This window comes from Desulfosceptrum tomskiensis (assembly GCF_049818055.1).
Taxonomy (GTDB): domain Bacteria; phylum Bacillota; class Desulfotomaculia; order Desulfotomaculales; family JASEER01; genus JBFLVT01.
In genome coordinates, this window is the sequence record NZ_CP187479.1 from 69601 (window position 1) to 95217 (window position 25617).

Below are 25617 nucleotides of genomic sequence, written 5' to 3' on the forward strand. Positions count from 1 at the left end.
GCACGCTTTTCTTGGATCATGTTGGGGAACTGCACCCCGCGGTCCAGCCGAAGCTGCTGAGAATGATCGAGGATAAGGCGTTCTACCGGGTGGGCGGTCTGAAAAAAGTCAAGGTGGATTTGCGCATCGTCTCGACGAGCAACGCCGATCTGGCCGGACGGGTCGAGCTGGGGTCTTTTCGCCTCGACCTCTACTACCGCCTGAACGCCGCCCGCATCCACCTGCCGCCTTTGCGCGAGCGCAGCGAGGAAATCCTGCCCTTCGCCAGGATGTTTCTGGCCGAATTCGCGCACGAGAAAAGAAAACGCTTTACCGCAATAAGGCGGGATGCCCGGGACTTATTCTGTCGTACCACTGGCCCGGCAATGTCAGACAGCTGAAGAACGTTATCGCGCTGGTTGTGGCGATGTGGGACGATTACGAGCTGAAGGCGTCGCATCTGGGCATGCTACAGAAAGCCGGTAACCCGGCCGAAACCGGCGAATGCCCGGAGTCCTGCATACTGAACTACACCGGCTTTTCTCTTCCTCCGGACGGCCTGCCTCTTAAGGAATACAACGACCGCATTATTCTGAAAGCCCTGGAGATGCATAAGGGCAACAAGACCAAAACGGCGAAGTACCTGGGCATCTCGCGCCGGTCCCTGGAATGCCGTCTCAAGCATCTGATGTAGAACTTCGAGGAGCAAGTGATGCGGTTCGCTGCCGCCGCATGCCGCCATTTTCGTACATTCTTGCTTTTCCAGGTCTGGCATTATTTTGCGGGTATCGCCGCCGCCGGGGCGTATAAAACTAGGCTCGGAGGTTATAGAGCACTGTCAGCACTATTATGTCAGCACTATTATCAGAAAGGAGAAACGCAAGTGACTATAGGAAGCAAAATGCACCAGACCCTGGCGAGCCTGGAGTCCGCCAAGGCCAGCATGGCCTCCTTCGCCTTGGACACGCAGGACAAAACCGCGAAGCAAATGTTTGCCGACCTCGAACAGCAACTGGGGTCGATCATCGACAGCTTCAAGGGCAGGGTCAACTACATCGAGCAGCAGGAGCCGCAGTACAAGGTGAAGCAGTAAAAAAACCGCCAATCGCGGTTGGAAGCCCCGGCTCAAAGACCGGGGTTTTGTATTCTAAACAACATTAAATTGACGAAAGCGCCAGGTAAAAATCTATTTGAGGTTGTGAAAAATCCTGTTGAGCATCTTCTTCAACTGCTGTACTTCAGCATCCGAAAAGCCCTGCAAAGCCTTCTCCAGCACGCCCGTAGCTTTCGAGATTAATTCGTTCCTCAAACTGCGCCCTTTTTCGGTCAAGAAAACCAAAGATACCCTTCCGTCAACGGGGTCCGGCTGCCGGGCAATCAGCTTCTTCTTTTCCATTTTTTCGAGGATCCGGGCGGTGGTCGGCTGGTCCTTGAAGATCCTGTTGGCCAGCTCCTTTTGCGAAATCCCGTCCTCCTCCCACAAGCGGGTCAGCAACCCCCACTGCTCGGGAGTGATGTTGTAAGGCTTGAGTGCTTGGAGCAGTTCGTTCTTTGCTCTCGTGTGCGTTCTGCTTAAAAGAAAACCGATGGAATCCTCCAAAACGTACTTCATAAGAACCCCTTGTCATTCGGCGCCGATAAATTTGTCACGACAATTATATTCTTACCCCACGGCGCATGTCAATCCTTAGTAACGTATCCCCATCGAAGATACATCACAATGTAAAATAAATCTTTACAGGATCTTAGCCCAAACTTAGTGCCATATTTACGGAAGCCCAACAGCAGGTCAATATTCCCTCTCTAACATGGGCCTTAACATACGCTTCGCCGTTTCTTAATAATCTTTTGCTACGCTTGTTCTAACCATAAGGGCAGAGGTTTACATTTCCGAGAGGGGTCTTAATCGTGTTCAATTCCCTGTCTATCCGCTACCGCTTTATTATCCCGGTGGCCTTGATCGTTATCCTCAGCATAACGGTTTCGGCCTTGTGGACGACGCGGCAGGTGCGGGTAGGGGCTCACCGGGCGGCGGCGGAGAAAACCAAAAACGACCTCAAGACCGCGGAGACCTTGCTGGATAAATGGCCTGGCGCAACTGCCCTCCGACCCGCAGTCCCCGGCGCGGAAGTCAGGGTTTCGGCGTGAAAGCCCCCGCGGGAGGATAACCCTCTCTTGCCGAATCAGGGTTTACAAACTGCCGGGGCAGGGTTTATAATGACCATAAAGCGGCAGCCGAAGCTGCCTAACCCCTCTTGGGTGATTTGTGTTCGTAGCGCGTACCACGGAGGTACAAGCCCGGCTAAGGGCTGCCGACGTGGTTTTTTTTGTTTGGCCGGGCCGGTACTTGATTTTATATGCAAGGAGGAATATCGCAGTGACGACCAGGACCTTTCGGCTCATTTTCTTGCTTTTCTTGGTGGCGGCTCTGGCGGCCGCGGTTGTCGGCTGCTCCTCCCCGGACGGGGGGAAGGACAAGCCGGTCGCGGATGTTGCGCCCGCGCCCAAGCTCCAGGTGGTGACCACGACGACCCTGATCGAGGACATTGTTAAGTCGGTGGGCGGGGAGAGGGTCCAGGTGACCAACATCATTCCGCCCGGTTCCTGCCCGGGGCACTTCGACGTCAAGCCGGGTGACCTCAAATGCCTGGCGGAGGCCAAGCTCTTCCTGATGCACGGCTGGCAGGGCAAGAAGTTCTCCGAGGAACTCATAAAGTCGGCTGCCAACCCGGGGCTGCAAAAGGTTGTCCTGGACCTGGAGGGCAACTGGATGGCTCCTCCCGTCCAGGTTCAGGCCATCGACGCCGTGACGGACGCGCTGGCCGCGGCCGACCCGGATAACGCCGCCTCCTACCGTGAGGCGGCCGCCGCGCGCAAGAAGAGGGTTGAGGAAACCGGCCGGGAGTTAAAGGCCCGGCTTGAGCAGGCCAAGGCAGGCGAGGTCAAGGTGCTCTGCGCCGACATGCAGGCGGGTTTCGTGAAGTGGATGGGCTTTCCGGTCGTTGCGGTGTACGGACGCCCGGAGGACACCACGCCCAAACAACTGGAGGAACTCCTCAACCGTGCCAGGAGCGAGGGCGTGAAGCTGGTCATTGACAACCTTCAGAGCGGACACGAGGCCGGCGTCGGCATCGCCAAGGAACTGGGCGCCAAACACGTCACTCTCTCCAACTTCCCGGGCGGTCTGCCGAACACGGCCTCCTGGGAGGAAGCTGTCAGGCACAACGTCGCCCTGGTGTTGAAAGCCGTCGAGGGTTAAGACAATTTCAACGGAGGTTCGCCGGAAATGCTGCGGGATTACTTTAACCGCCTTGCTCCACAATGGGACGGCCTGGCGGCGGACGACCAGACGCCCCTGTTGCGGGAGATCGTCGCCGGAAGCGGGTTGCGGGAAGGAATGCGTGTTCTGGACGTCGGCTGCGGCACCGGCGTCCTGACCCCGCTTTTACTCGCAGCCGTGGGGAAACAGGGGAGCGTGGTCGGCGCCGATTTTGCGCCGGCCATGCTGGAACAGGCGCGCACCAAAAGGTTTGGCCCCAACGCCGTCTTCATCGAGGCCGACGTAATGAGCCTGCCCTTCGCCGGCGGATACTTCGATGCCGTTTTCTGCAACAACGCCCTGCCGCATTTTCCCGACATCCCCGGCGCCTTGCGGGAAATGCATAGGGTCTTGGCCGAGGGAGGACGCCTGACCGTCTGCCATACGAAGAGCCGGGATGAAGTCAACCGTATGCACCGCCAGATCGGCGGGCCGGTGGCCGATCACCTTTTGCCTCCGGCCGCCGAACTGGCCGAGATTTTAGTCCGGGCCGGCTTTACGGGAGTCAGCGTTACCGACGGGGCGGACCGGTTTGTGGCGACCGGCGTCCGCCCCGGGACGTAACTTGTATCAAGGTGCTGGTAAATTCTTGTTTTGTGGTTTCTCCCGTCCCTCTCTTTCCCTATACAACTCCTTCCCCAAGGGAGAAGGCAGCCTCATCCGGCTGCCTTCTCCCTTGGATAAGTTGAGGGTTTACAGAGAGGCACAGGTTGGACGGAAACCGGGATCAGACGAAGGACCAGTACCGAAAGCTTCGTACGGCGAAAGGGATGGGCATATATGAGGGAAACAGCGATCGGTTTGCGTAATGTTGCTGTAGCCTACCGGGACGACGTGGCTTTACGCGGCGTCACCATGGACGTATATGCCGGTGAGTTTGTCGGCATCGCCGGTCCCAACGGTGCCGGCAAGACCACGCTGTTGACGGTGGTCAACGGTCTCGGCCGTTTGCTGCGCGGCGAGGCTGTTGTACTGGGGGAACGCCTGGCCGCCGGGCGGCGGGGCCGGGAATTCCGCACCGACCGCCGGGCTACCGCGCTGCGGCGCCTGATCGGTTACGTGCCGCAGAATGTCCCCGTCGACCCGCGCGTGCCGGTGCGCGTACGGGAAGCGGTGATGATGGGCCGCGCCGGGCGGCTGGGCTTGTTCCGCCGCCCCGGCCCCGCCGACTGGCGGCTGGTGGACGAATACCTGGAACTGGTGGGCCTGTCGCACCTGGCCGATCGCCCCTTCGGGCATCTTTCGGGGGGAGAACAGCAGCGCGTGGCCATCGCGCGGGCTCTAGCCCAGGAGCCGCGTATACTCCTCCTGGACGAGCCCACCGTGTCGCTCGATTGGCGTTCGCAGCGGCAGGTCTTGTCCCTGATCAGGCGGGTCCATCTGGAACGCAAGCTGACGACATTGATGGTTAGCCACGATCCCCGGGAGACTTTTGATATGTGCGACCGCGTAGCGCTTTTATGCCGCGGCCGCCTGGCGGCGTTCGGGCCTCCGCGGGAGGCGCTGTCCGATGCCCGCCTGCGTGCCGTCTTCGGCGGAGGTGGTCCGGCGTGAGCGCCTTCGGTTACGACTTCATGCAGTACGCCCTTCTGGCGGGGCTCCTCGGTGGCGTTGCCTGTTCCCTGGTGGGGGTCTTGGTGGTCAGCATGCACCTTTCTTTTATCGGGGTGTGCCTTTCGCATGCCGCTTTTGCCGGGGCTGTCATCGCCGTTTTCGCCGGTCTTAACCCGCTCGGAGGGGCCCTCGTCTTCAGCCTGGCCGCCGCCGCCGCCATCGGCCCTCTGGCCGACCGCGGCGAGTTCAACCCGGACACGTCCCTTGGTATCGTCTTCACCTTGATGATGGGGACGGCTTTTCTGTTTATGGGCCTCATGGCGGGGCCCAAGACCGAAGTCTTGGGCATAATGTGGGGCAGCATCCTCATGGTCAGGCTACCCGACCTGCTTATCCTGGCGGCCAGTGCTCTGCTGGCCACGGGCGTGGTGGTTGTCTTCTTCAAGGAAATCCAGGCGCTGCTCTTCAACCGGGAAATCGCGGCGGCTGTGGGTTTGCCGGCCACCTGGGTGTTTTACGGGTTGTTGTTTCTTACCGGGTTGACGGTGGCGGCCAGCCTCTACCCGATAGGCGGGCTCCTCGTGTACAGCCTCATTCTTAATCCAGCGGCGGCGGCCTACCAGTTGACCTACGATTTGCGCCGGGTGTTCGTTCTTGCCGCCGTTTTCGGCGTCCTCTCCTGTTGGACGGGCCTGGTTACCGCCTATTACGCCGATTGGCCGTGCGGTGCCACCATCGTCATTGTATCCACCCTTATCTTTCTGCTGGCCAACTGGTTGTCTCCGAAAAAGAAGGTCAAACGTTTCAACGAGGCGCAAGCGGGAAGCTGAAAACGCTGCCCCAATCGCGTGCAGGTCGGCGGAAGGCTTTTTGAAAGGAGAGACATGTTATGGCCCCTAAAGACCCGGAAATCAGAGACGACTGTTGCTTGAGCCCGACGCGCCGGTCGCGCCTCTTTATGAAGTCCTGTTTCAGTGCGCAGAAAGCTTTAAAAAGTATTGTGTGCTTGTCTCTGCGATGGAAATCGGGTTGTTCGAGCGGCTCCGTACGCCCCGGACGTTAGACAACCTTTGTCACGTGCTTGCTTTATCTGGTAAACCGATTAGAACGGTTAACTTGTCCCTGAGTGACAGATAACTGTCAGCTTGACAAGCCTACGGGGTACCATTCTTCTTTAAACAGTGGGGAGGGGTTCGTAGGACCCATGGAAGGGTACTCGACGGTGAAACTTGGAGTTAGCTTCCAGGTGCGGTTTCTACTGAAGCCTTCAAAACGCCATGAGCGCTTAAATGCTTACTTACATCGGAGCTGGACCGCTTACCGGTCTTCGAGACAGCTCACAGGTAAGGTAAGTAAAGCCCTTGGACTTGCCTTTTGGCATGACCAAGGGCTTATTAGTTTAAATAGTGTGGTGGCTTTCACCGGTTTCACCCTGCGCTGACGCGGGGCAGCTTGCCAACCTGGATTTCCTCCGCCCACTTGAGGATGCGCTGCAGGGTTTCTTCGCGTTTCCTGCCGATGGCCTCGAAGTCCATCGCCGGAACGTAGAAGCTCTCCAGGTAGTCATGCGTCAGCTTGGCGTCGGCGATGTTACGGATCGCCCGGTTCAGCGAGGTCCGGAAGCGCTGCTGGGCTTCCATCATCGCCGGGATGAAGGGATCGAGGGCCCGGCGGTCGATGTACTGGTAGAGGTCCAGTACCGTGACGTTGACGCCCTCCAGCCCCGAGGCGTCGAAGCCGATCTCCTCGGAGTATTTGAGGAAGGCCGCTTCCAGGGCCGGGACGACCAGCAGTTCGATCTCTTCGGGCTCCAGGGCGCAGTGGTAGATCTCGGTATCCAGTCCGCGCATCTCGGCGGCGTCGGCGAGGCGGGCCAGCACCTTCGCCCGTCCCGTGCCGGGCATGCCCTTGAGGATGTAGATGCTCCTGAGCCCTGCCAGGAGAGTCTCCATGTAGTGGACGACCCCCTGGGGAGAGATGGCGGAGGCAAAGAGGCGGCGGGTCTTGGGGAAGTAACGGTACTGCGGGGGAACGCTGTCAAGGACATCCCTGATCAGCTCTTGCGTCAGTCGGTTTAACTGCGTTTTGTTGGTGGCCTCGTCGACGTAGTCCCTCATTTCGTCGCGCGCCACCTTGGCCTCGGCCAGGTGGCTGTAAGCGGTGCGGAAGAACCGCCCCACCTTGGCGGCGGCCCGGAGAATGTCGTCCTTAGCGGCCCGCATTTTGGCCTCGTCCCAGTAGTCACCGAGGTGGATGATCTCGTCCACCGCCCCCGGGTGTTTCGGATCGACGATGTGCGGAGCTGTTCCGTCGATCAGAGCCACGCCCATGGCCGGTATCTTGACGCCGTCCAGCGAGCCGTTGTCGGACGAACAGCAGTGAAATTCTACGTCGAACCCGCGGCTTTGCATCTCCTCGCCGATGGCCCGCATGAAGGTGGATTTGCCTACGCCGGGACCTCCTTTGATGACGAGGATTCTCGTTGCGTCCGGCTTGATGATGTAGTCGTAATAGGAATAAAATCCTTTGCAGGTATTGCCTCCCGGAAAAACTTTCTTTGACCTTCCTTTGACCACAGATCACGCCTCCCCCAAAAACATTGATGGAGCGCTGTGACATTGGCTCGTGCAGTACAGCGCTTTGCTATTTGTAAGTCGACAGCTTCCGGCATCTCTACATGCTATGTCGAGGGGCGGCTGCGGTGACTGGGGGAGGTAGTTGTAACTTCTGCCAAAACGAAGGTCTTAGGCATTGGGTATTGGGTATTGGATTGTTGTGGGAATGCCTGAACGGGAATGCTTTTAAGTCCGACACCTAACAAACACCTAAAGCCTAATACCCACTTTATAGTGCCGGAGCCACAGGTCTACCTGCGCGAGGTAGGCGAAGAGCTGAGCCGCGCCCATCAGTTGGCCGAACCAGGCTGGGTTGAAGGATCCGCCGCCGGACTCGGCGACCCTGCGCACGGCCGGGACGTTGAGCAGAGGAAGCAGCGGGGATGCCGGATCGTCGAGAATACTGAGCAGCCAGCCGCGCGTCGCCGCCAGGTAAGCGGGGTTGTGCGTCTTGGGGTAGGGGCTCTTGCGGCGCTCGAGGACGTCGTCGGGCAGCACGCCTTTCAGGGCCAGGCGGAGGATGCCCTTTTCCCGGTTGCAGTGGCTTTTCATGCGCCAGGGGATGTTCCACACGTACTGCACCAGGCGGTGGTCGCAGAATGGTACGCGGACCTCGAAACCGACGGCCATGCTCATCCTGTCCTTTCGGTCGAGGAGGGTAGGCATGAACCTGCGGATGTTAAGGTAGGACATCTCCCGCATCCGCGCCTCGAAAGGGTCCTCGCCTTTCAGCCGGGGCACCTCGGCGACGGCCTCGCGGTACCTCGCGGCGATATATTCCTCGGGACGAATGGCCTTGACCACTTCCGGCGCAAGCAGGGCCGCCTTCTCCCGGGTCATGCGTATCCAGGGGAAGGTATCCCCTTCCAGGGCCTCCTTGCTGTAGAACCACGGGTAACCGCCGAACACCTCGTCGGCGGATTCCCCGGAAACGCCGACGGTGGCTTCCTTTTTCACCTCGCGGCAGAACAGCAGCAGGGACGAATCTATATCGGCCATGCCCGGGAGATCGTTGGCGAGAACGGTTGTCTTCAGGGTTTCCAAGAGTTCCGGCGTGTCGACGGTGACGTAATGGTGGACCGTGCCGGCGGCTTCGGAAACACGCCTTACCCACGGGGCGTCGGAGTCGGGCTGGAACCGGTTGGGCCGGAAGTGACGGTCGTTCCCCGCGTAATCGACCGAGAAGGTGTGCAGCGGCCCCATTCCTTCCCTGCGGTAGGCGGCGGCGGCAAAGGCCGTGATGGCGCTGGAGTCGAGCCCCCCGGACAGGAACGTGCAGACAGGGACGTCGGACACCAGCTGGCGCTGGACGGTGTCCTCCAGCAGTTTCCGGATCGTGGCCGCGGTCGTTTCCAGGTCGTCGGTGTGGGGCCGGCTTTCCAGTGACCAATACTCGTAAATGTGGAGGCCGCTCCGGTTGAAGATCAGAGAGTGAGCGGGCTTGAGCTCGGCGATGTCCTTGAAGACACCCTGCCCGGGGGTGCGTGCCGGGCCGATGAAAAAGAGCTCGGCCAGCCCCGCGGCGTCGACCTCCGCCCGGATTTCCGGATGGACGAGGATGGCTTTCGGTTCGGAAGCGAAGATAAAGGTCTCTTCCCGTACGGTATAGAAAAGCGGTTTGACCCCCAGGCGGTCGCGGGCCAGGAAGAGGGTTTGCTCCGTCTCGTCCCAGACGCCGAACGCGAAGATGCCGTTAAGGCGCTCGACACAGGCCGGCCCCCACTCGATGAAGGACATCAGCAGGGCTTCGGTGTCCGAGTTGCGGGTGAGGAAGACGTGCCCGCGCGCCTCCAGTTTGCAGCGCAGTTCGGGGGTATTGTACAGCTCGCCGTTGTAAACGATGGTATAGCTGCGCCCGTCCCGCTCGCGCGTCATTGGCTGGGCCCCGCCCACCGGGTCGACGACGATCAGGCGGCGGTGACCCAGCGCCGCGTGCCGCGATATCCAGGTGCCGGAGGCATCCGGCCCTCGGGCCGCGAGGGTTCCGGTCATGCTGTCAAGTACCGGCCCTTCCCGGGTCAGATCCCTGTTCCAGTCAATCCAGCCGACGATTCCGCACATTGTCGATCCCCTCCGAGAAACGTTTTAAAAGCTGTGTTCGAGGCCGGCCTGAGGCCGGGCAAAGTAAAAGGGCGCCGTAAGCATGCCGCTTCCAGCGCCCTTGCTGAAAGACCATCGGATTAACAGTGACCGCCGTTGTCACGCTTCATCTTATGACGGCCGGGAGGCGGATGTTGCCATTTTCTTCGGGGTTGCGAGGTGTTATTAATTTCCTGAAATCCGGCAAATTTGTAGTTGACAAGTAAGGACGGCGTAATATAATAAGAGCATGATACAAGGTCGTATCGAGGCCTACGAGGGCGCCCATGTGCGGGCGCCTTTCAGTTTCTTGGGGGGGCCGGCTCTCTTGGGGATTAAAGTCAACTCTCAAAGGGGGAAGTCACGTGAAGAAGATCGAAGCCATCATCAGGGCAACCAAGGTTGAAGACGTCAAAAAGGCCCTGGATAAGTTCGGTATCCATGGGATGACGGTGTCCGACGTGCTGGGCTGCGGACTGCAGCGCGGTCACCGTGAAATCTACCGGGGGACGGAGTACATCAAGCTGTTGCCCAAGGTGAAGATGGAAATCGTGGTCCGCGACGAGCACGTCGACAGGGTTGTGGAGTTGATCGGCGACGCTGCTCGCACCGGTGAGGTCGGGGACGGGAAGATCTTCATCACGCCGGTGGAGAACGCGATCCGCATCAGGACGAAAGAAGCGGGCGACGCCGCGATCTAGCGCTGGCTGGACAGTCGCCAACGGGCAACGGCGCCTCGGTAAAAAGAATGCATCCGGGGCGTTTGCATTTTTCGGCAAGGGTGCCTCAAGAAACGGTCATACGCTGTGGTATGTTCCGCAGAAGGATTCTCCCACCAAAACCGTTTAAGGAGGCATTATTTTTATGCGCAGATACGTGACGTGGAGCATACTGACGTTAATGGTTTCATTACTTATTCCCGGCCTGGCGTGGGCCGGAGAGCCGACGCTTGATACCGGCGACACCAGCTTTATTCTCGTTTGCACTTTTCTTGTCTTCCTGATGACACCCGGCCTGGCGTTCTTCTACGGCGGCATGGTGAGAAAGAAGAATGTCTTAAGCACGATGATGCACAGTTTTATTGTCATCTGCCTTGTTTCGGTCCAGTGGGTACTCTTCGGTTACACGCTTGCTTTCGGTCCCGACGTTAAGAAGATTGTCGGAAACCTCGATTTAATCGGCCTTAGCGGCATGGGCACCGGGATAATCGGGACGATTCCGGACTACGTGTTCATGGCCTTCCAGTTGATGTTCGCGATAATCACGGCGGCTCTCATCTCTGGTGCTATCGCGGAAAGGATGCGTTTTCCGGCTTTTATTGCCTTCGTTTTGTTGTGGACGACACTGGTCTATGACCCCCTGGCCCACTGGGTATGGGGCGGCGGCTGGTTAATGACCCTCGGTGCTCTGGACTTCGCCGGCGGGACCGTTGTACACATCAGTTCCGGTGTGGCTGGATTGGTGGCGGCGCTGGTCGTCGGCAAGCGGCTCGGTCACGGCGTCAAGACGATGACGCCGCACAGTCTCCCGTTTACTGTCCTGGGTGCCGGGTTGCTTTGGTTCGGCTGGTTCGGCTTTAACCCGGGCAGTGCCCTGGCGGCTAACGCTCTGGCGGCTAACGCTCTGGTCACCACCAACACGGCTGCGGCATCGGCGGCACTGGGCTGGGTCATTGCGGAATGGCTGCGCTTCGGTAAGCCGACGGTTCTCGGTGCCGCTTCGGGGTGTATCGCGGGCCTGGTTGCCATCACCCCGGCCGCCGGTTTCGTAACTCCTCTTGCTTCCATTATTATCGGGCTTGTCGGTGGTGTCGTCTGCTTCATCGCTGTTGCCATCGTCAAGGGCAAGCTGGGTTACGACGATTCGCTCGACGCTTTTGGTGTTCACGGTGTCGGCGGAATGTGGGGAGCCCTGGCGACCGGCCTGTTTGCCTGCCCGGCCGTGAACGAGTTGGGTACGGGTCTCTTCTACGGGAACCCGGCCCAGCTTGGGATCCAGGCTATTGGTGTTATTGCCACCATTTCTCTGTCAGGTATCTTAACCTTCATCATCTTAAAGGTTATCGGGCTGTTCACCCCGCTGCGCGCGACGGTCGACGAGGAGGAGGCCGGCCTGGACATCACCCTGCACGGGGAAAGCGCCTACCACGAGGGCGGCGGCGCCGTGCGCGACGGCGGCCTGGTGGGAACCCCCGCGGTATCTTGAACTCGTAAGCTTATCCCCCTCAAGGTTACAACACCACGGCGCAACCCCCGTTCCGGCGGGGGTTGTTCTTTGTCATCCCGTGTCCCCCGGGTCTTATCTGCTTATGCCATGCTATGTTTTTGGCCGGGGGTATGTTAAAATAGAGAAATTTAGTAACCCTGCAAAGGAGCAGAAGGGATGCTGCAGACTCGAGTCGTCATCGCCGTGGCTGACGACAACGAGCGAAAGAAGCTTCGGAACAAGCTGGTTAAGGCCGGGCACCTGGTTATCGCCCAGGTGGCCGACGCCAAGGAAACCTTAAGGGTAACCTTCCAGTTCCATCCGGACCTCGTTATCTTCGACACCCGGCTTCCCGACTACGGCGGCCTGGGGGTTCCCCAGGTTATCGACGAGCACCGGGTGGCCCCCATCGTTTTTCTGGCGCATGACCCGCGGGATATCGCCTCTATGGCCAGAACCGAATGGATGCTTTCCTATATATTAGTGCCGTACACGGACGACGAACTATACCTGGCCATCGAAGTGGCCCTCGCCAACTTTCGCCGTCTCACCGCGCTCGAACAGGAAAACACTAGGCTCAAACGCAACGTCGAGTCACGGAAACTGGTCGAAAGGGCTAAAGGCCTGCTGATGGAGCGTAAAGGTTTTAGCGAGCGTGACGCCTATAAATACATCCAGAAGAGGAGCATGGATACTTCGCGGTCTCTGGCCAAGGTTGCCAGGGAGATCATCATTCAACTGGAATCATCGGATAAGAAATAGTGTACTGTATACTTGGGGCTGTGCCCTTGATTTCTTCGACAAGACCCTCTATAATCGGGGACAGTTAATTAATGAAGCGGGGCAATGGCGTCCCTGAAATCCGCTTAAAATAAGCGGGTTTTGGGGCGTTTTTATTTTTTGGAGGTGAGTTGCTTGCCAAGGCTGCTGACCGCAGAAGACGTCCAGCACTTAGCCCAAGAGTATAATGTGAAGTTTGTCCGCCTCCAGTTTACCGACATCCTGGGGGCGCTCAAGAACATCGCTATCACCGTTGAAGAGTTGGACAGAGCACTGGCCGGCAAGGTCTGTTTTGACAGCGCTGTTTTCGAGGGGTTTGTGCGCGGCCGCCGCCGTGACGTGCTGCTGCAGCCGGTGCCCTCTACTTTCGAAGTCTTCCCTTGGCGCCCCAGGGACGGCGCCGTGGCGAGACTGATCTGCGAGGCCCGTACGGCGGACGAGGGCGAATTTGAAGGCTGCTCGCGCTCGGTTCTCCGCCGGACCCTCAACAAGGCTCGTGAACGGGGCTGGATGTTGATGGTGGGGCCGGAGACCGAGTTCTTCCTGTTCGGTACCGACGAGCAGGGGCTTCCGACTACCCGCACCAACGACCGGGCGGGCTTCTGCGACCTGACGCCCATTGACCTTGGGGAAAACGCCCGGCGCGACATGATCCTGACCCTGGAGCAAATGGACATCGAGGTGACGTCGTCGCACCACGAGATCGCCCCGGGCCAGCACGAAATCGGTCTTAAAGACGACACGGCCCTGGCCATGGCCGACAAGCTGGCGACCTTCAAGTTTGTCGTACGCACGGTGGCACAGCGCCACGGGCTGCACGCCTCTTTCATGCCAAAGCCTCTCGACAATTCCATCGGCTCCGGCATGACCCTTAACCTTTCTCTCTGGGACGGAGAAAAGAACCTTTTCCAGGATGATTCCGCCCCCTTGCTGCTCAGTGAGACGGGAAGGTTCTTTGTGGGCGGTGTTCTGAAACACGCCCGGGCCATAACGGCCATTGTCAACCCGCTTATCAATTCTTACAAGCGCCTGGTTCCCAACAACCTTTCGCCTGTTCTGGCGGGGTGGTCGGAAGGAAACCGCTCCACCATGATCAGGGTTCCCGGTCACGACAGCCACGGGGCGAGGCTTGTCCTCAAAAGCCCCGACCCTACGACGAACCCCTACCTGGCCCTTGCGGTCATCCTGGCTGCCGGCATCGACGGCATCGATAACCGGATCGAACCGCCTTTGCCACTCGAAGAGTGCAGCAATGACGAGCTGGCACAGCTTGTCAAAGAGATCGGTCTTCCCCGCAACATGGGCGAAGCTCTGGCGGCCTTGGCGGATGACCGGCTTGTCCAGGACACGCTAGGTAAGGCGATTTACCAGCGGATCATGGCCGTCAAGCAAGACGAATGGACACGCTACAACGATAAAGTTCATCAGTGGGAACTGGACGAATACCTCTCAAAGTATTGAAAGCATGAGTAGGAGCGAGCGGTAAGGAGATGATAGGTTTCAACCGGTTAAATAGTTTACTAAAGAAACCAAATAGATAACTTTAATCATTTTGGTAGGAGGATGGCAGACAGATGAATTTCAGCGTTGGTACAAATGCCAGTGTAGCAACACAGACCAAGCTGCGCACCGGTGACCAGAAGTGCCCGCAGAGCGGCATGTGTGTGACCTGCCTGGACGGGTGTCCCGGGACGTGCGAAATCGGCAAGTCGGCGATTCGCGGCAAAGAGGTGCTGTACCCCCAGCCCTTTGGCAAAACCACTTCCGCCGGCCAGAAGAAGTATCCCGTAGACTACTCCCACATCAATATCCAGGGTACGGCAGTGGGCGCTTTCGGCGTAGACGCCGATCCTGACAAGGCGATCTTCCCTGCCGTTGACCTTACGACCAGGCTGGGCCGGAACGGGGACATCAAACTGAGCCTGCCGATTGTCGTCGCCGCCATGGGTTCGACGAATGTTGCCGCGAACAACTGGGACCACCTGGCTGCCGGGGCGGCTCTTGCCGGTATCGGCATCGTTATCGGTGAAAACGTCTGCGCTATGGACCCCGACTCCGAGATCAAAAACGGCCGCGTGGTGCATTCACCGGCAATGGAGGCCCGCATAAAGGCTTTCACCGACTGGTACGACGGTGAGAACGGCTTCATTGCGGTACAGGCCAACGTTGAGGACACCCGCCTGGGCGTTCAGGAATGGTGCATCGAGAAGTTCGGCATTGAGGCCGTGGAACTCAAGTGGGGACAGGGAGCCAAGGACATCGGCGGTGAGGTCAAGCTGAATAGTCTGGAACGCGCCCTGCAGTTGAAGAGCCGCGGCTACATCGTGTTACCTGACCCGGAGGACCCGGCTGTACAAGAGGCCTTCAAGGCGGGCGCTTTCAGAGAGTTTGAACGGCATTCCCGCATCGGCTTTGTCGAATATGAAAGCTTCATGGCCCGGGTTGAAGAGCTGCGCAAGGCCGGGGCGAAGTACGTCTTCCTGAAGACGGGGGCCTACCGCCCGGCGGACCTCGCGCGGGCCATCAAGTACGCCTCCGATGCCAAGCTCGACCTCCTGACCGTTGACGGCGCCGGCGGGGGGACCGGGATGAGCCCCTGGCGGATGATGAACGAGTGGGGCATTCCCACACTCTACCTCCAGGCCCTCCTGACCCAGTACTGCGATCGTTTGGCAGCCAAGGGCGCCTACATTCCGCCGATTGCCATCGCGGGCGGCCTGACTCTGGAAGACCACATGTTCAAGGGCTTTGCCCTCAGCGCCCCATACGTCAAGGCTATCGGCATGGCCCGCTCGCCGCTCGCCGCGGCTATGGTGGCGAAGACAGTCGGCCAGAATCTCAAGGAAGGCAAAGTCTTGCCGGAATACAAGACTTACGGGGATACCGTGGAGCAGGTTATCCGTTCGGCCAGGCGCATCAAGGCCAGACTTGGGGCGGACTACGACCGCTTACCGATAGGCGCCCTCGGTGTTTACGGCTACTGCGACCGCCTTGCTCAGGGCTTGCGCCAGTTGATGTGCGGTGCCCGGAAGTGGGCGCTCGAGTACATCACCCGCGACGATGTCGTCGCCTTAACTCCTGAAGCGGCCAAAATTACCGGAATCACGTACATTATGGACGCTGATAGGCAGGAAGTCGACCGGATTCTCGGCTAGGTATGGAGGCACGGCTGCGACAAGTATACAGAATATTTGTCAATAAAACTCTTGCCAGACAATCAGCCAGTTCGTATAATACACTGTATTAAAGTATATACCTCGGGTACAACGGCGTATCCAGGACGGCAATGATGCCCCGTAAAACCGCGCTCGCGCGGTTCCAAGGGGCGTTTTTATTTGCCGGGGAATACTTAGTTAAACGGAGGAGGTAGGCCCTTGTGCCCAGGCAGCAGCGCGTCGTCCTGGTTGAGCCTGATGCTCACTGGCGCAAGAATCTGAAGGCGACGCTGGCAAAGGCGGACTACTTGGTCATCGGTGAGGCCGAGGACGGCATCACCGCCATCAAGCTGATCCGTTCGCGGCAACCGGACCTGGTCATCACCGAAGCCTTCCTCCCCGGAATGAGTGGGTTGGAGGTGGCCCGCATCGTCCACGACGACAAGCTGGCCCCTGTCGTCCTGACCTGTACCGCGTACAACCTGGATGTGCTGGAGAAGGCGAAGGATGCGCAGGTTTTTGGTTTTGTCGTTAAACCGGTCGACGAACAGACAATTATTCCCGTCATCGAAATTGCGCTCAACAACTACCGCGAGATTACGCGCCTGGAAGGCGAAATCCGTTCGCTAAAGGATACGCTGGAAACCCGCAAGACCGTCGAGAGGGCGAAGGGCATACTGATGGAGACGCTCGGTCTCTCGGAAGTCGAGGCCTTCAGGAGGATCCAGAAGCAAAGCATGAACAAGCGCCTCTCGATGAGGGCGGTTGCGGAAGCGATCATCCTGGCGCACCAGCTTAATGAAAGCTGAAATACCCGGCACTCAACTGAAGGAATTGATATTGCAGGCAGATCTAATCTGTTAACGTCTTGAGGAGTAATTGTTAGCCCTAAGTGTAATAGTTCTTCGAGTTGAGTGCCGGGCGCACTCAGCGTCGAGCATCCGGCGCTTAGACTAAGGGTTTTAACCCGAATGCTGAACGCTGAATGCCGGTACATTTAAGTGAATAGCCCGGTGAGGCATAACGGAGTGCATCCCGGGAAGGCAACGGTGCCTTTAGAAGGTGGGTTAGAATACCCCTTTTAAAGGCTTGCTTTTTTCGGGCACCTTGAGGGGTCAAATTAAAGGAGGAGAACTCTCATGGAACAGGCTACCAAACAGGAGATCCTGGAAAAGTGCAGACAGCTAGGCGTCAAGTTTATCAGGCTCCAGTTTACCGATATTCTGGGTGTGCTGAAGAACGTGGCCATCCCGGTGGAACAGCTGGAAAAAGCCCTGGATGGCGAACTGATGTTTGACGGGTCATCAATCCACGGCTTTGCCCGGATCGAGGAATCCGACATGTACCTCCGCCCGGACCCCAAGACGTTTGTCATCTTCCCCTGGCGCCCGAGAGACGGAGCCGTGGCGCGCTTGATCTGCGACATCTACACTCCGGACGGCGCTCCCTTTGCGGGATGCCCGCGGAACACCTTAAAGCGTGTGCTTAGCGAGGCGCGCGCTTTGGGTTACACCATGAACGCCGGCCCCGAACTGGAATTCTTCCTCTTCCACGTGGACTCCGACGGCTGCCCGCTTCTCGAGACGCAGGACAAAGCCGGCTACTTCGACCTTTCGCCGGTGGACAAAGGCGAGAACGCCCGCCGCGAAATGGTGATGGCCTTGGAAGAGATGGGCTTCGAGATCGAGGCCTCCCACCACGAGGTTGCTCCCGGGCAGCACGAGATCGACTTTAAATACTCGGATGCCCTGGACGTGGCCGACAAGATCGTAACCTTCAAGTTCGTGGTGCGCACCCTGGCTCAGCGGCATGGTCTGCACGCCACCTTTATGCCGAAGCCGATTTACGGCATCAACGGTTCCGGGATGCACACCAATCAGTCGCTGTTCAAGGGGGGCACAAACGCCTTTTTCGACCCTTCAGCTCCGGACCAGCTGAGCCAGGAATGCTACTGGTACGTGGGAGGCCTGTTGAAGCACGCCCGCGGCTTTGCCGCGGTGACTAACCCGACGGTCAACTCTTACAAGCGCTTGGTTCCCGGTTACGAGGCGCCGGTATACCTGGCCTGGGCGCAGGGCAACCGCAGCGCGCTCATCCGTATTCCCGCCAAGCGCGGGCTGTCCACCCGGGTGGAACTGCGCAATCCCGACCCGGCCTGCAACCCGTATCTGGCCCTGGCGGTCGCCTTGGCCGCCGGTCTGGACGGCATCAAGAACAAGATTGCCCCGCCCGAACGCGTGGAGCGCGATATCTTCCACTTGAGCCCGCAAGAACGCTGGGATATGGGCGTGGCCAGCATGCCCGGCAGTCTGGAAGAGGCTCTTAACGAACTGGAAAAGGACGAAGTTGTTAAGAAGGCGCTTGGCGACCACGTCCTGACGAAGTTCCTGGAGATCAAGCGCAAGGAATGGGACGAATACCGGGTACAAGTCCACCCGTGGGAGGTTGAACAGTACCTGGAAAAGTTTTAGTTATTGCTGCCATCCTGTCCTCCTCACCGGGAGCATTCCCGGTGGGGAGACTTCTTCTTCTCTCCTGGGAAGAGCGCAGTGAGGGACCAGGACACCATTACAGCTTCCAATGTCCTTTTCCCGGTTCCTGACCGCGCTTTTCCAATCTTCACGAGGTGGTGTTTAGATTGGCTGCCTGGCTATCGCCCGAAGACGTGCGGGAGCTGGTACAACAGTTCGGTGTCAAGTTCATTCGCCTGCAGTTCACCGACCTGCAGGGCGTGCTCAAGAACGTGGCGATCACTGTGGACCAGCTCGACAAGGCCCTGGCGGGGGAACTAATGTTTGACGGCTCATCGATTGAGGGCTTTGTGCGGATTGAGGAATCCGACATGTACCTGCGCCCTGACCCTTCGACTTTCACTATTTTTCCATGGCGTCCCCGGAACGGGGCGGTGGCGCGGCTGATTTGCGACGTTTACACGGCAACAGGTGAACCGTTTGCCGGCGACCCCCGGCAGGTTCTGAAGCGGGCCCGGCTGGAAGCGGAAAAGCTGGGCTTTGTTTACAAAGTCGGGGCGGAAGCCGAGTTTTTCCTCTTCCACCTCGATGAGAAAGGACGGCCGCTTTTAACCACGCAGGACCGCGGCGGTTACTTCGACGCCACTCCCAATGACTTGGGGAGCGAGGCCCGGCGCGAAATGGTCATCATTCTTGAGGAGATGGGCTTCGAGATCGAGGCCTCGCACCACGAGGTGGCCCCCGGGCAGCACGAGATCCGCATCAAGTACGACGATGTCCTGGCGACGGCCGACAAGATCGCCACTTTCCGGTTCGTGGTGCGCACGATCGCCCAGCGCCACGGCCTGCATGCTACCTTCATGCCCAAACCCATCGGCGGCATCTGCGGTTCGGGCATGCACATCAGCCAGTCGCTGTTTAAGGACGATACGCGTAACATTTTCCACGACCCTTACGGGGAGGACGAATTGGGTACGGAAGCCCTTTACTTTATCAACGGGCTTTTGCAGCACGCCCGCGGGATCACGGCCGTCACCAATCCCACCGTGAACTCGTACAAGCGCCTGGTACCAGGCTACGAGGCGCCGACCGACATCGCCTGGTCCTTTCAGAACCGCAGCCCCCTGATCCGCATTCCCTCTGAACGCGGTCTTAACACGAGGATCGAACTGCGCAGCCCGGACCCGTCCTGCAATCCCTACCTGGCTATGGCCGTATGCCTGCGTGCCGGGCTCGACGGCCTGGCACGAGGCGAACTGCCGCCCCCGCCTTGCTACGAAAACCTTTACGAGCTGACTGACCGACGTAGGGAGGAACTGGGTATCGGCAGGCTTCCCGGAAGCCTGCAAGAGGCGATCGAGGCAATGGAGGCCGACCCGCTGGTGAGAGAGACGCTCGGCGAACACGTCTACGAGCGTTTCATCAAGCTCAAAAAAGCGGAGTGGGACAGCTACCGGGTGCAGGTCCACCCGTGGGAGATAGAACGCTACCTCACCCTTTACTAAAGCGGAGCGCGAAATGCGGGCTTCGCCCGTGCACTCAGCGTTGGCTGTCGGCACTCGGATAATAACTTAGTCCGGTTAACTCTATTCCGAATGCTGAACGCTGAATGCCATTAAGTCTGACAGCTAACTGCAGGCTACCGCTGAATCCGCAAGGATGTATATTCGCAATTCCCGAACGGCTCAGCACTCAACTCGAAGAGCCATTACATTTAGAGCCACTGTCAGTCTTCGAGATGCTACAAAACTAGATCTACCTGCAACTTAACTCGCTTAGTTGAGTGCCGGGGAGTCTTACTACCTACGACTTACTACCGCTGAATCCGCAAGGATTCAGCTTGGAGGAGTGTGTTTAATGAACGAATTAATGAGGGAAGGAAATATCAGGATACCATCGGGCTGCGCGGTCAGCGCCATCTTGAACGTTAAAGGCCGGCGCATCAACGGCGAGGCCATTACCAGTTCGATAACCTGCATGCACGAGCGTTCAAACGGCCTGGGCGGGGGGTTCGCGGGGTATGGCATCTACCCCGAGTTTGCCGGCCATTACGCCATCCATCTGCTGTACGAGAGCGAACAGGCGAAGATCGACGTCGACGCCTACCTGCAGCGGGTGTTCGATATCGACCGGGCGGAGCCCATCCCCACGCGGACGGTCACGGCGATCACCGACACCCCGCTGCTGTGGCGCTATTTCGCCACGCCCAAGAGGGATTGCGTTATGCAGTGCAGCATCCCCGACGAGCATGAGTTCGTGGCCCGCACCGTCATGAAGATCAACACCCGGTTCTCCGGGGCCTTTGTCGTCTCGTCGGGCAAGAACATGGGCGTTTTCAAAGGGGTCGGTTACCCCGAGGACATCGCCCGCTTCTACCGGCTCGAAGATTACGAGGGCTACCTGTGGACCGCGCACGGCCGCTTTCCGACGAACACTCCGGGCTGGTGGGGCGGCGCCCATCCCTTTAATCTTCTCGACTGGTCGGTGGTGCACAACGGTGAGGTCTCTTCTTACGGGATCAACAAGCGCTACCTGGAGATGTTCCGCTACCGCCTGGAACTCCAGACCGACACCGAGGTGATCGCCTACCTGTTCGACCTGTTGCACCGGCGCCACGGTCTACCGCTGCCGCTGGTCTGCCGGGTGTTGGCCTCGCCCTTTTGGCGCGACATCGACCGCATGCCGGAAGAAGAGCGGGCCTTGTACACGGCCCTGCGCCAGGTGTACGCCCCGGCGCTGGTCAACGGGCCTTTCAGCATCATTGTCTCGCACAGCAGGGGGATGATCGGCCTGAACGACCGCATCAAGCTGCGGCCTCTCGTAGCGGCCAGGAAGGGCGACTTTGTGCTGATGGCCAGCGAAGAGAGCGCCATGCGCAACATTATGGGCGATCTCGACGAGGTGTGGGCCGTACATGCCGGGGAACCACTGATTGTTGATCTAGAGGGAGGCGCGGTTCAATGAAGAGCTTTCTGCCGCCGGAATTTCTTGTTCAGATAGACCACAGCCGCTGTAAGCGGTGCGGGACGTGCGTCAACGGCTGTGCCTTCGGCGTCTTCAGTTTCACGCATAGCGTCTGGGCGAAGCCGTTCAGGTTTGCCGGGTCCGACCTGGAGGCGCTGCGGAAAATCTACCAGGAAGAGAAGTACGACATCGACCGGGTTCTCACCGACAGCAGCAAGTGCGTGCAGTGCCACTACTGCGTGGCCCACTGTCCGGAGGGTGCGATTACGGTCGTACCTAACCCGCTGGCTTACAAGCAAAACCATCACTGGCTGCCGCATTACCAGAAGGGGATCTGGATGCAGGCTGAAACCGGGGGTATGGTCCTCACTTCGAGCGGCAACGATAAGGCTTACTTCAGCTACTACGACCACTTGGTCCTCGACGCCTGCCAGGTCACCAACCCGTCCATCGACCCCTTGCGCGAGCCGATGGAACTGCGGACCTATCTCGGCACCAAACCCGACGCCGTGGAAGTGGCGGCGCGCCCGGACGGCACTTACGAGCTCAAGACGAAGATGCCTCCCCAGCTAAAGCTGGAAACGCCCATCGTCTTTGCGGCCATGTCTTTCGGGGCCGTCAGCCTGAACGTACAGAAAGCCCTGGCCATGGCGGCCAAGGAGTGCGGTATATACTGGAATACCGGCGAGGGCGGCCTGCATGAGGACCTGTATCCTTACGGCGCGCACACCATCGTCCAGGTCGCCTCAGGGCGTTTCGGGGTCAATGCGGGCTACCTCAATCGCGCCGCAGCCGTAGAGATTAAGATCGGCCAGGGGGCCAAGCCTGGGATCGGCGGTCACCTGCCCGGTGAAAAGGTCAACGAGGAGGTTTCGCAGACCCGTATGATCCCGGTCGGGTCGGACGCCCTTTCCCCGGCTCCGCACCACGACATTTATTCGATCGAGGACCTGGGGCAGCTGATCTTCGCCATTAAGGAAGCCACCGCCTACACTAAGCCGGTGTCCGTCAAGATCGCCGCCGTGCACAACGTGGCCGCGATTGCCAGCGGCATCGCCCGGGCTGGAGCGGACATCATTTACATCGACGGCTTCCGCGGCGGCACGGGGGCGGCGCCGATGGTCATCCGCGACCACGTCGGCATCCCCATCGAAGCGGCCCTGGCGGCTGTTGACGAACGCCTGCGCCAGGAAGGCATCCGCAATCGCGTTTCGATCATCGCTGCCGGGGGTTACCGCCACAGCGGCGATGTTGCCAAGGCCCTGGCCCTGGGCGCCGACGCCGTCGCCATCGGTACGGCGGCCCTGATCGCTCTGGGCTGCCACCTCTGCCAGAAGTGCTATACCGGAAAGTGCAACTGGGGCATCGCCACTCAGCGGCCGGAACTGACCCGGAGGCTCGATCCCGAGGAAGGTGCGCAGCGGGTCGTCAACCTGATCCGCGGCTGGTCGCTGGAACTCAAGGAAATCCTCGGCGCCCTCGGGACCAACGCCGTGGAAAGCCTGCGCGGTAATCGCCTGCGTCTCCGGGGCATCGGCCTGAGCAATACCGATCTCCGGATTCTGGGCGTAAAGCCGGCGGGAGAAGGAGTGTAGCTGAATCCTTCGGATTCAGCGGTAGTTATTAGTAGTTGGCTGTTGGACTTAATAGCACTGAGCGTTCAGTGTTCGGCTAGTTCTCCGAGTTGAGTGCTGAGCCTTTTAGGCATTCAGCGTTCAGCGTTTGGAATTGGAAACATCCATCAATTTGAGTGCTGGCAGCCGAGTGCTGTTAGGTGCCAGTAGTCGATGTCAGGAACGTGGCTGATGGATGTTGCGTTACTGCAAGGGGGAAAAACCATGTTGTTGGAGATTGATGCGAAGGGCTTGCACTACAGGCCTCTCAATGAAAAAATCAGGGCGGCCGTCCAGGACGGCGTTGCGGAGATAGAGCTTTACAACATCAATGGCCAGCGCTATATAGGGGCGGGCTTGAGCAGCAAGGTGCGGATCAACATCCACGGGGTGCCGGGCAACGACCTCGGGGTCTTCATGGACGGGCCGCGGATCGTGGTCCGCGGCAACGCCCAGGACGGCATCGGCAACACTATGAATGACGGGTTGATCGTCGTCCATGGCGATGCCGGGGACGTCCTCGGCTACGCCATGCGGGGCGGCCGGATGTTCGTCCGCGGCAAGGTGGGCTTTCGCGTGGGCATCCACATGAAGGAGTACCGCGACCAGGTCCCGGCCATCGTCGTGGGTGAAACGGCTGGCAACTTTCTGGGGGAATACATGGCGGGGGGTGTCCTCGTGGTGCTGGGACTCAACCGGCGGCCGGGGGAACCGCTGGCCGGACAGTACCTGGGCACCGGCATGCACGGGGGCGTTATGTACCTCCGCGGTGGTGTGGATGAATATACGCTGGGCAAAGAGGTCAAGGTTTTCAACCTCGAAGACGGGGATGAGGCCGTCCTGGAGCCGCTGCTCAGGGCCTACGCCGGTTATTTCGGCTGCCGCTACGAGGAAATCCGGCAGGAGCCGTTTGTGAAGCTGCTGCCGGTGTCGCACCGGCCTTACGGGCGGTTATACGCGGTGTAAGCGCGGCTACCCTGCAGCCTGCCCCCACCCCTACGGCTTATGACCTACAACCTAATTTGGTAGCACCTGCCGGGATTGTTCATATAGTGATAGCATGAGCCTAAAGCGACAGGGGGGCGTATATGTGCCAGGTGATCAATCAGCACAACCACGAGTTTTCTTGCACCCTTGGCGTTAAAGACTCTCATACCCACCGCATCAGCGGGATGACGGGCCCCGCGATAAAGGCCGGCGACGGGCACGTGCACGAGGTGCTCCTGAACTTCACCAGCTTTAATGGCTTTCACCTGCACTATCTGTCATTTCTAACGGGACTGTCCATTAAGATCTCGGAGTTTGAACACGTTCACCTGTGCCAGGGCGTAAGTTCGTCTGCAAATGGGCAGGATGGCGGTGCGCAGCACACGCACAGCTTCCGCTTTTATACCTCAGCGGGCCCGAACGCGCTGTCCCGCGAGCCGCTGCCCGGGGATTGAGCGGGTGCGGTTTCCTGATGTCAGCCTTTTCCGGCCGCGCCAGATGTGGTATATTACCTACGTAAAGCCTCCGGGCTAAAAACATCGAGGGGTGTGGCCGGTGCAGAAGTATTCTCCGGACGATGTCCGCAAGATGGCCAAGGAGTACGGGGTCAAGTTCGTCCGCCTCCAGTTTACGGATATTTTCGGCGTGATGAAGAACGTGGCGATCACCGTCGAGCAGCTGGACAAGGCCTTGAACAACGAGCTGATGTTCGACGGGTCTTCGATCGAGGGTTTCGTGCGCATCGAGGAATCGGACATGTACCTGCGGCCGGACCCAAACACGTTCGTCATTTTCCCGTGGCACAACCAGAACGGCAACACGGTGGCGCGGCTGATCTGCGACATCTACAACCCCGACGGGACCCCTTTCGAGGGCGACCCGCGTTACGTTCTGCGCCGGGCGATAAAGGATGCCGAGGCGCTGGGGTACACCATGTTTGTGGGACCGGAGGCCGAGTTTTTCCTCTTCCACGTGGACCAGGACGGCCGCCCGACCACGCACACCCACGACCGGGCGGGTTACTTCGACCTGGCGCCGGTGGACCTCGGCGAAGAGGCCAGGCGCGACATGATCCTGACCCTGGAGCAGTTGGGCTTTGAAATCGAGGCCTCGCACCACGAAGTCGCCCCCGGGCAGCACGAGATCGACTTCAAATACGACGACGCGCTGGATATCGCCGACAAAATCCTGACCTTTAAATGGGTGGTCCGCACCGTCGCCCAGCGCCACGGGTTGCACGCTACTTTTATGCCGAAGCCTCTCTTCGGCACGGCCGGCTCGGGCATGCACCTCAACCAGTCCCTGGCGCGGGACGGGGAAAACGCCTTCTTCGATCCCTCTCACGAAACCCAGTTAAGCGATGTCTGCCGGTTTTACATCGGCGGGATTATGCAGCACGCGCGGGCCCTGACGGCCATCCTCAACCCGACGGTCAACTCGTACAAGCGGCTGGTCTCGGGCTACGAGGCCCCGGTCTACATCGCCTGGTCCTACCGGAACCGGAGCCCGCTGATCCGCATCCCGGCCAAGCGCGGCGCCTCGACGCGCATCGAGCTGCGCAGCCCTGACCCGTCCTGCAACCCCTACCTGGCCCTGGCGGTCTGCCTGCAAGCCGGTCTGGACGGCATCAGGAACCGGATCGCCCCCCCGCCGCCGTGTGACCAGAACATCTACCACATGCCCGCGGAGGAACGCCAGGCCTTGGGGATCGGAAACCTTCCGGAGGACCTGCGCGAGGCCCTCCAGGAGCTTGCCCGGGACGGCGTCCTGCGTTACGCCCTGGGCGAGCACGTATTCAACAGGTACCTCGAAGCGAAGATGATCGAGTGGGACAGGTACAGGGTGCAGGTCCACCCGTGGGAGCTGGAGGAGTACCTGACCAAGTTCTAATTCAGT

General features: G+C 59.3%; 24 protein-coding genes. 21 read left to right on the top strand and 3 right to left on the bottom strand.

The features are described 5' to 3' along the window. Positions 1–11: 11 nt before the first annotated feature. The 3 genes from ACPV0M_RS00365 to ACPV0M_RS00375 all read left to right on the top strand — a co-directional run bounded on the left by ACPV0M_RS00365 (position 12) and on the right by ACPV0M_RS00375 (position 1072). Positions 12–380: a sigma 54-interacting transcriptional regulator gene (locus tag ACPV0M_RS00365; RefSeq protein WP_425621034.1), complete on the top strand. Its 369-nt coding sequence runs from the start codon at positions 12–14 to the stop codon at positions 378–380. 26 nt (positions 381–406) lie between these two features. Continuing rightward, positions 407–673: a helix-turn-helix domain-containing protein gene (locus ACPV0M_RS00370; protein WP_425621035.1), complete on the top strand. Its 267-nt coding sequence runs from the start codon at positions 407–409 to the stop codon at positions 671–673. A 189-nt stretch (positions 674–862) separates the two neighbouring features. Further along, entirely contained in the window at positions 863–1072 is a 210-nt protein-coding gene (locus ACPV0M_RS00375) for a DUF1657 domain-containing protein (protein ID WP_425621036.1), read from the top strand. A 93-nt stretch (positions 1073–1165) separates the two neighbouring features. Here ACPV0M_RS00375 and ACPV0M_RS00380 read toward each other — a convergent pair whose 3' ends face one another. Further along, positions 1166–1591: a MarR family winged helix-turn-helix transcriptional regulator gene (locus ACPV0M_RS00380; protein WP_425621037.1), complete on the bottom strand. Its 426-nt coding sequence runs from the start codon at positions 1589–1591 to the stop codon at positions 1166–1168. 296 nt (positions 1592–1887) lie between these two features. On the opposite strand from ACPV0M_RS00380, the gene ACPV0M_RS00385 reads away from it, so the two are divergent. The 5 genes from ACPV0M_RS00385 (at position 1888) to ACPV0M_RS00405 (ending at position 5682) form a co-directional block, all read left to right on the top strand. Next, positions 1888–2127, top strand: a complete 240-nt coding sequence (locus ACPV0M_RS00385; protein WP_425621038.1) for a hypothetical protein — start codon at positions 1888–1890, stop codon at positions 2125–2127. Between the two features lie 229 nt (positions 2128–2356). Next, positions 2357–3238 (top strand): metal ABC transporter substrate-binding protein, encoded by an 882-nt coding sequence (locus ACPV0M_RS00390; RefSeq protein WP_425621039.1) that lies wholly within the window; start codon positions 2357–2359, stop codon positions 3236–3238. A 27-nt stretch (positions 3239–3265) separates the two neighbouring features. After that, complete coding sequence (locus tag ACPV0M_RS00395) at positions 3266–3862, top strand: class I SAM-dependent methyltransferase (RefSeq protein ID WP_425621040.1); 597 nt, start codon at positions 3266–3268, stop codon at positions 3860–3862. A gap of 216 nt (positions 3863–4078) precedes the next feature. Further along, positions 4079–4852 carry a metal ABC transporter ATP-binding protein gene (locus ACPV0M_RS00400; RefSeq protein WP_425621041.1) on the top strand — a complete coding sequence of 258 codons (774 nt, stop codon included), beginning with the start codon at positions 4079–4081 and terminating at the stop codon, positions 4850–4852. Next, the gene (locus tag ACPV0M_RS00405) at positions 4849–5682 is read left to right on the top strand and encodes a metal ABC transporter permease (protein WP_425621042.1); all 834 of its coding nucleotides are present in this window, start codon (positions 4849–4851) and stop codon (positions 5680–5682) included. Before ACPV0M_RS00400 ends, ACPV0M_RS00405 begins: the two co-directional genes overlap by 4 nt. A 597-nt stretch (positions 5683–6279) precedes the next feature. On the opposite strand, the gene ACPV0M_RS00410 is transcribed toward ACPV0M_RS00405, so the two are convergent. Next, positions 6280–7428: a PRK06851 family protein gene (locus tag ACPV0M_RS00410; RefSeq protein WP_425621043.1), complete on the bottom strand. Its 1149-nt coding sequence runs from the start codon at positions 7426–7428 to the stop codon at positions 6280–6282. A gap of 249 nt (positions 7429–7677) precedes the next feature. Beyond that, positions 7678–9528, bottom strand: coding sequence for an asparagine synthase (glutamine-hydrolyzing) (asnB, locus tag ACPV0M_RS00415; RefSeq protein ID WP_425621044.1), 1851 nt, complete (start codon positions 9526–9528; stop codon positions 7678–7680). 383 nt (positions 9529–9911) lie between these two features. Here asnB and ACPV0M_RS00420 point away from each other — a divergent pair, with 383 nt between their 5' ends. From ACPV0M_RS00420 to glnA (ACPV0M_RS00480), 13 genes are all read left to right on the top strand, one after another. Next, positions 9912–10247, top strand: coding sequence for a P-II family nitrogen regulator (locus ACPV0M_RS00420; RefSeq protein ID WP_425621045.1), 336 nt, complete (start codon positions 9912–9914; stop codon positions 10245–10247). Between the two features lie 163 nt (positions 10248–10410). Beyond that, complete coding sequence (locus tag ACPV0M_RS00425) at positions 10411–11751, top strand: ammonium transporter (RefSeq protein ID WP_425621046.1); 1341 nt, start codon at positions 10411–10413, stop codon at positions 11749–11751. A gap of 177 nt (positions 11752–11928) precedes the next feature. Next, positions 11929–12513, top strand: a complete 585-nt coding sequence (locus ACPV0M_RS00430; protein ID WP_425621047.1) for an ANTAR domain-containing response regulator — start codon at positions 11929–11931, stop codon at positions 12511–12513. Positions 12514–12657: 144 nt separating this feature from the next. Beyond that, positions 12658–13992 carry a glutamine synthetase family protein gene (locus ACPV0M_RS00435; protein WP_425622221.1) on the top strand — a complete coding sequence of 445 codons (1335 nt, stop codon included), beginning with the start codon at positions 12658–12660 and terminating at the stop codon, positions 13990–13992. A 113-nt stretch (positions 13993–14105) separates the two neighbouring features. Next, complete coding sequence (locus ACPV0M_RS00440) at positions 14106–15686, top strand: FMN-binding glutamate synthase family protein (protein WP_425621048.1); 1581 nt, start codon at positions 14106–14108, stop codon at positions 15684–15686. Between the two features lie 221 nt (positions 15687–15907). Next, on the top strand, positions 15908–16495 hold the full coding sequence (locus ACPV0M_RS00445; protein ID WP_425621049.1) for an ANTAR domain-containing response regulator: 588 nt from the start codon (positions 15908–15910) through the stop codon (positions 16493–16495). 330 nt (positions 16496–16825) lie between these two features. Next, a complete protein-coding gene (gene glnA, locus ACPV0M_RS00450; protein ID WP_425621050.1) occupies positions 16826–18157 on the top strand; it encodes a type I glutamate--ammonia ligase in 1332 nt (443 codons plus the stop codon). Between the two features lie 167 nt (positions 18158–18324). After that, a complete protein-coding gene (locus tag ACPV0M_RS00455; RefSeq protein WP_425621051.1) occupies positions 18325–19662 on the top strand; it encodes a glutamine synthetase family protein in 1338 nt (445 codons plus the stop codon). Positions 19663–20014: 352 nt separating this feature from the next. Further along, positions 20015–21121 carry a hypothetical protein gene (locus ACPV0M_RS00460; RefSeq protein WP_425621052.1) on the top strand — a complete coding sequence of 369 codons (1107 nt, stop codon included), beginning with the start codon at positions 20015–20017 and terminating at the stop codon, positions 21119–21121. Then, the gene (locus tag ACPV0M_RS00465) at positions 21118–22716 is read left to right on the top strand and encodes a glutamate synthase-related protein (protein ID WP_425621053.1); all 1599 of its coding nucleotides are present in this window, start codon (positions 21118–21120) and stop codon (positions 22714–22716) included. Before ACPV0M_RS00460 ends, ACPV0M_RS00465 begins: the two co-directional genes overlap by 4 nt. A gap of 243 nt (positions 22717–22959) precedes the next feature. Next, the gene (locus ACPV0M_RS00470; RefSeq protein WP_425621054.1) at positions 22960–23700 is read left to right on the top strand and encodes a hypothetical protein; all 741 of its coding nucleotides are present in this window, start codon (positions 22960–22962) and stop codon (positions 23698–23700) included. A gap of 122 nt (positions 23701–23822) precedes the next feature. After that, positions 23823–24176 (top strand): YmaF family protein, encoded by a 354-nt coding sequence (locus ACPV0M_RS00475; RefSeq protein ID WP_425621055.1) that lies wholly within the window; start codon positions 23823–23825, stop codon positions 24174–24176. A gap of 133 nt (positions 24177–24309) precedes the next feature. After that, positions 24310–25611 carry a type I glutamate--ammonia ligase gene (gene glnA, locus ACPV0M_RS00480; RefSeq protein WP_425622222.1) on the top strand — a complete coding sequence of 434 codons (1302 nt, stop codon included), beginning with the start codon at positions 24310–24312 and terminating at the stop codon, positions 25609–25611. Positions 25612–25617 lie beyond the last annotated feature (6 nt).

Excerpts from the sequence above, each read along its gene's own strand:
- ACPV0M_RS00370 (WP_425621035.1), top strand. The coding sequence starts at position 407 with ATGTGGGACGATTACGAGCTGAAGGCGTCGCATCTGGGCATGCTACAG.
- ACPV0M_RS00380 (WP_425621037.1), bottom strand. The coding sequence starts at position 1,591 with ATGAAGTACGTTTTGGAGGATTCCATCGGTTTTCTTTTAAGCAGAACG.
- ACPV0M_RS00395 (WP_425621040.1), top strand. The coding sequence starts at position 3,266 with ATGCTGCGGGATTACTTTAACCGCCTTGCTCCACAATGGGACGGCCTG.
- ACPV0M_RS00400 (WP_425621041.1), top strand. The coding sequence starts at position 4,079 with ATGAGGGAAACAGCGATCGGTTTGCGTAATGTTGCTGTAGCCTACCGG.
- asnB (WP_425621044.1), bottom strand. The coding sequence starts at position 9,528 with ATGTGCGGAATCGTCGGCTGGATTGACTGGAACAGGGATCTGACCCGG.
- ACPV0M_RS00425 (WP_425621046.1), top strand. The coding sequence starts at position 10,411 with ATGCGCAGATACGTGACGTGGAGCATACTGACGTTAATGGTTTCATTA.
- ACPV0M_RS00430 (WP_425621047.1), top strand. The coding sequence starts at position 11,929 with ATGCTGCAGACTCGAGTCGTCATCGCCGTGGCTGACGACAACGAGCGA.
- ACPV0M_RS00440 (WP_425621048.1), top strand. The coding sequence starts at position 14,106 with ATGAATTTCAGCGTTGGTACAAATGCCAGTGTAGCAACACAGACCAAG.
- glnA (WP_425621050.1), top strand. The coding sequence starts at position 16,826 with ATGGAACAGGCTACCAAACAGGAGATCCTGGAAAAGTGCAGACAGCTA.
- ACPV0M_RS00460 (WP_425621052.1), top strand. The coding sequence starts at position 20,015 with ATGAACGAATTAATGAGGGAAGGAAATATCAGGATACCATCGGGCTGC.
- ACPV0M_RS00465 (WP_425621053.1), top strand. The coding sequence starts at position 21,118 with ATGAAGAGCTTTCTGCCGCCGGAATTTCTTGTTCAGATAGACCACAGC.
- ACPV0M_RS00470 (WP_425621054.1), top strand. The coding sequence starts at position 22,960 with ATGTTGTTGGAGATTGATGCGAAGGGCTTGCACTACAGGCCTCTCAAT.
- ACPV0M_RS00475 (WP_425621055.1), top strand. The coding sequence starts at position 23,823 with ATGTGCCAGGTGATCAATCAGCACAACCACGAGTTTTCTTGCACCCTT.
- glnA (WP_425622222.1), top strand. The coding sequence starts at position 24,310 with ATGGCCAAGGAGTACGGGGTCAAGTTCGTCCGCCTCCAGTTTACGGAT.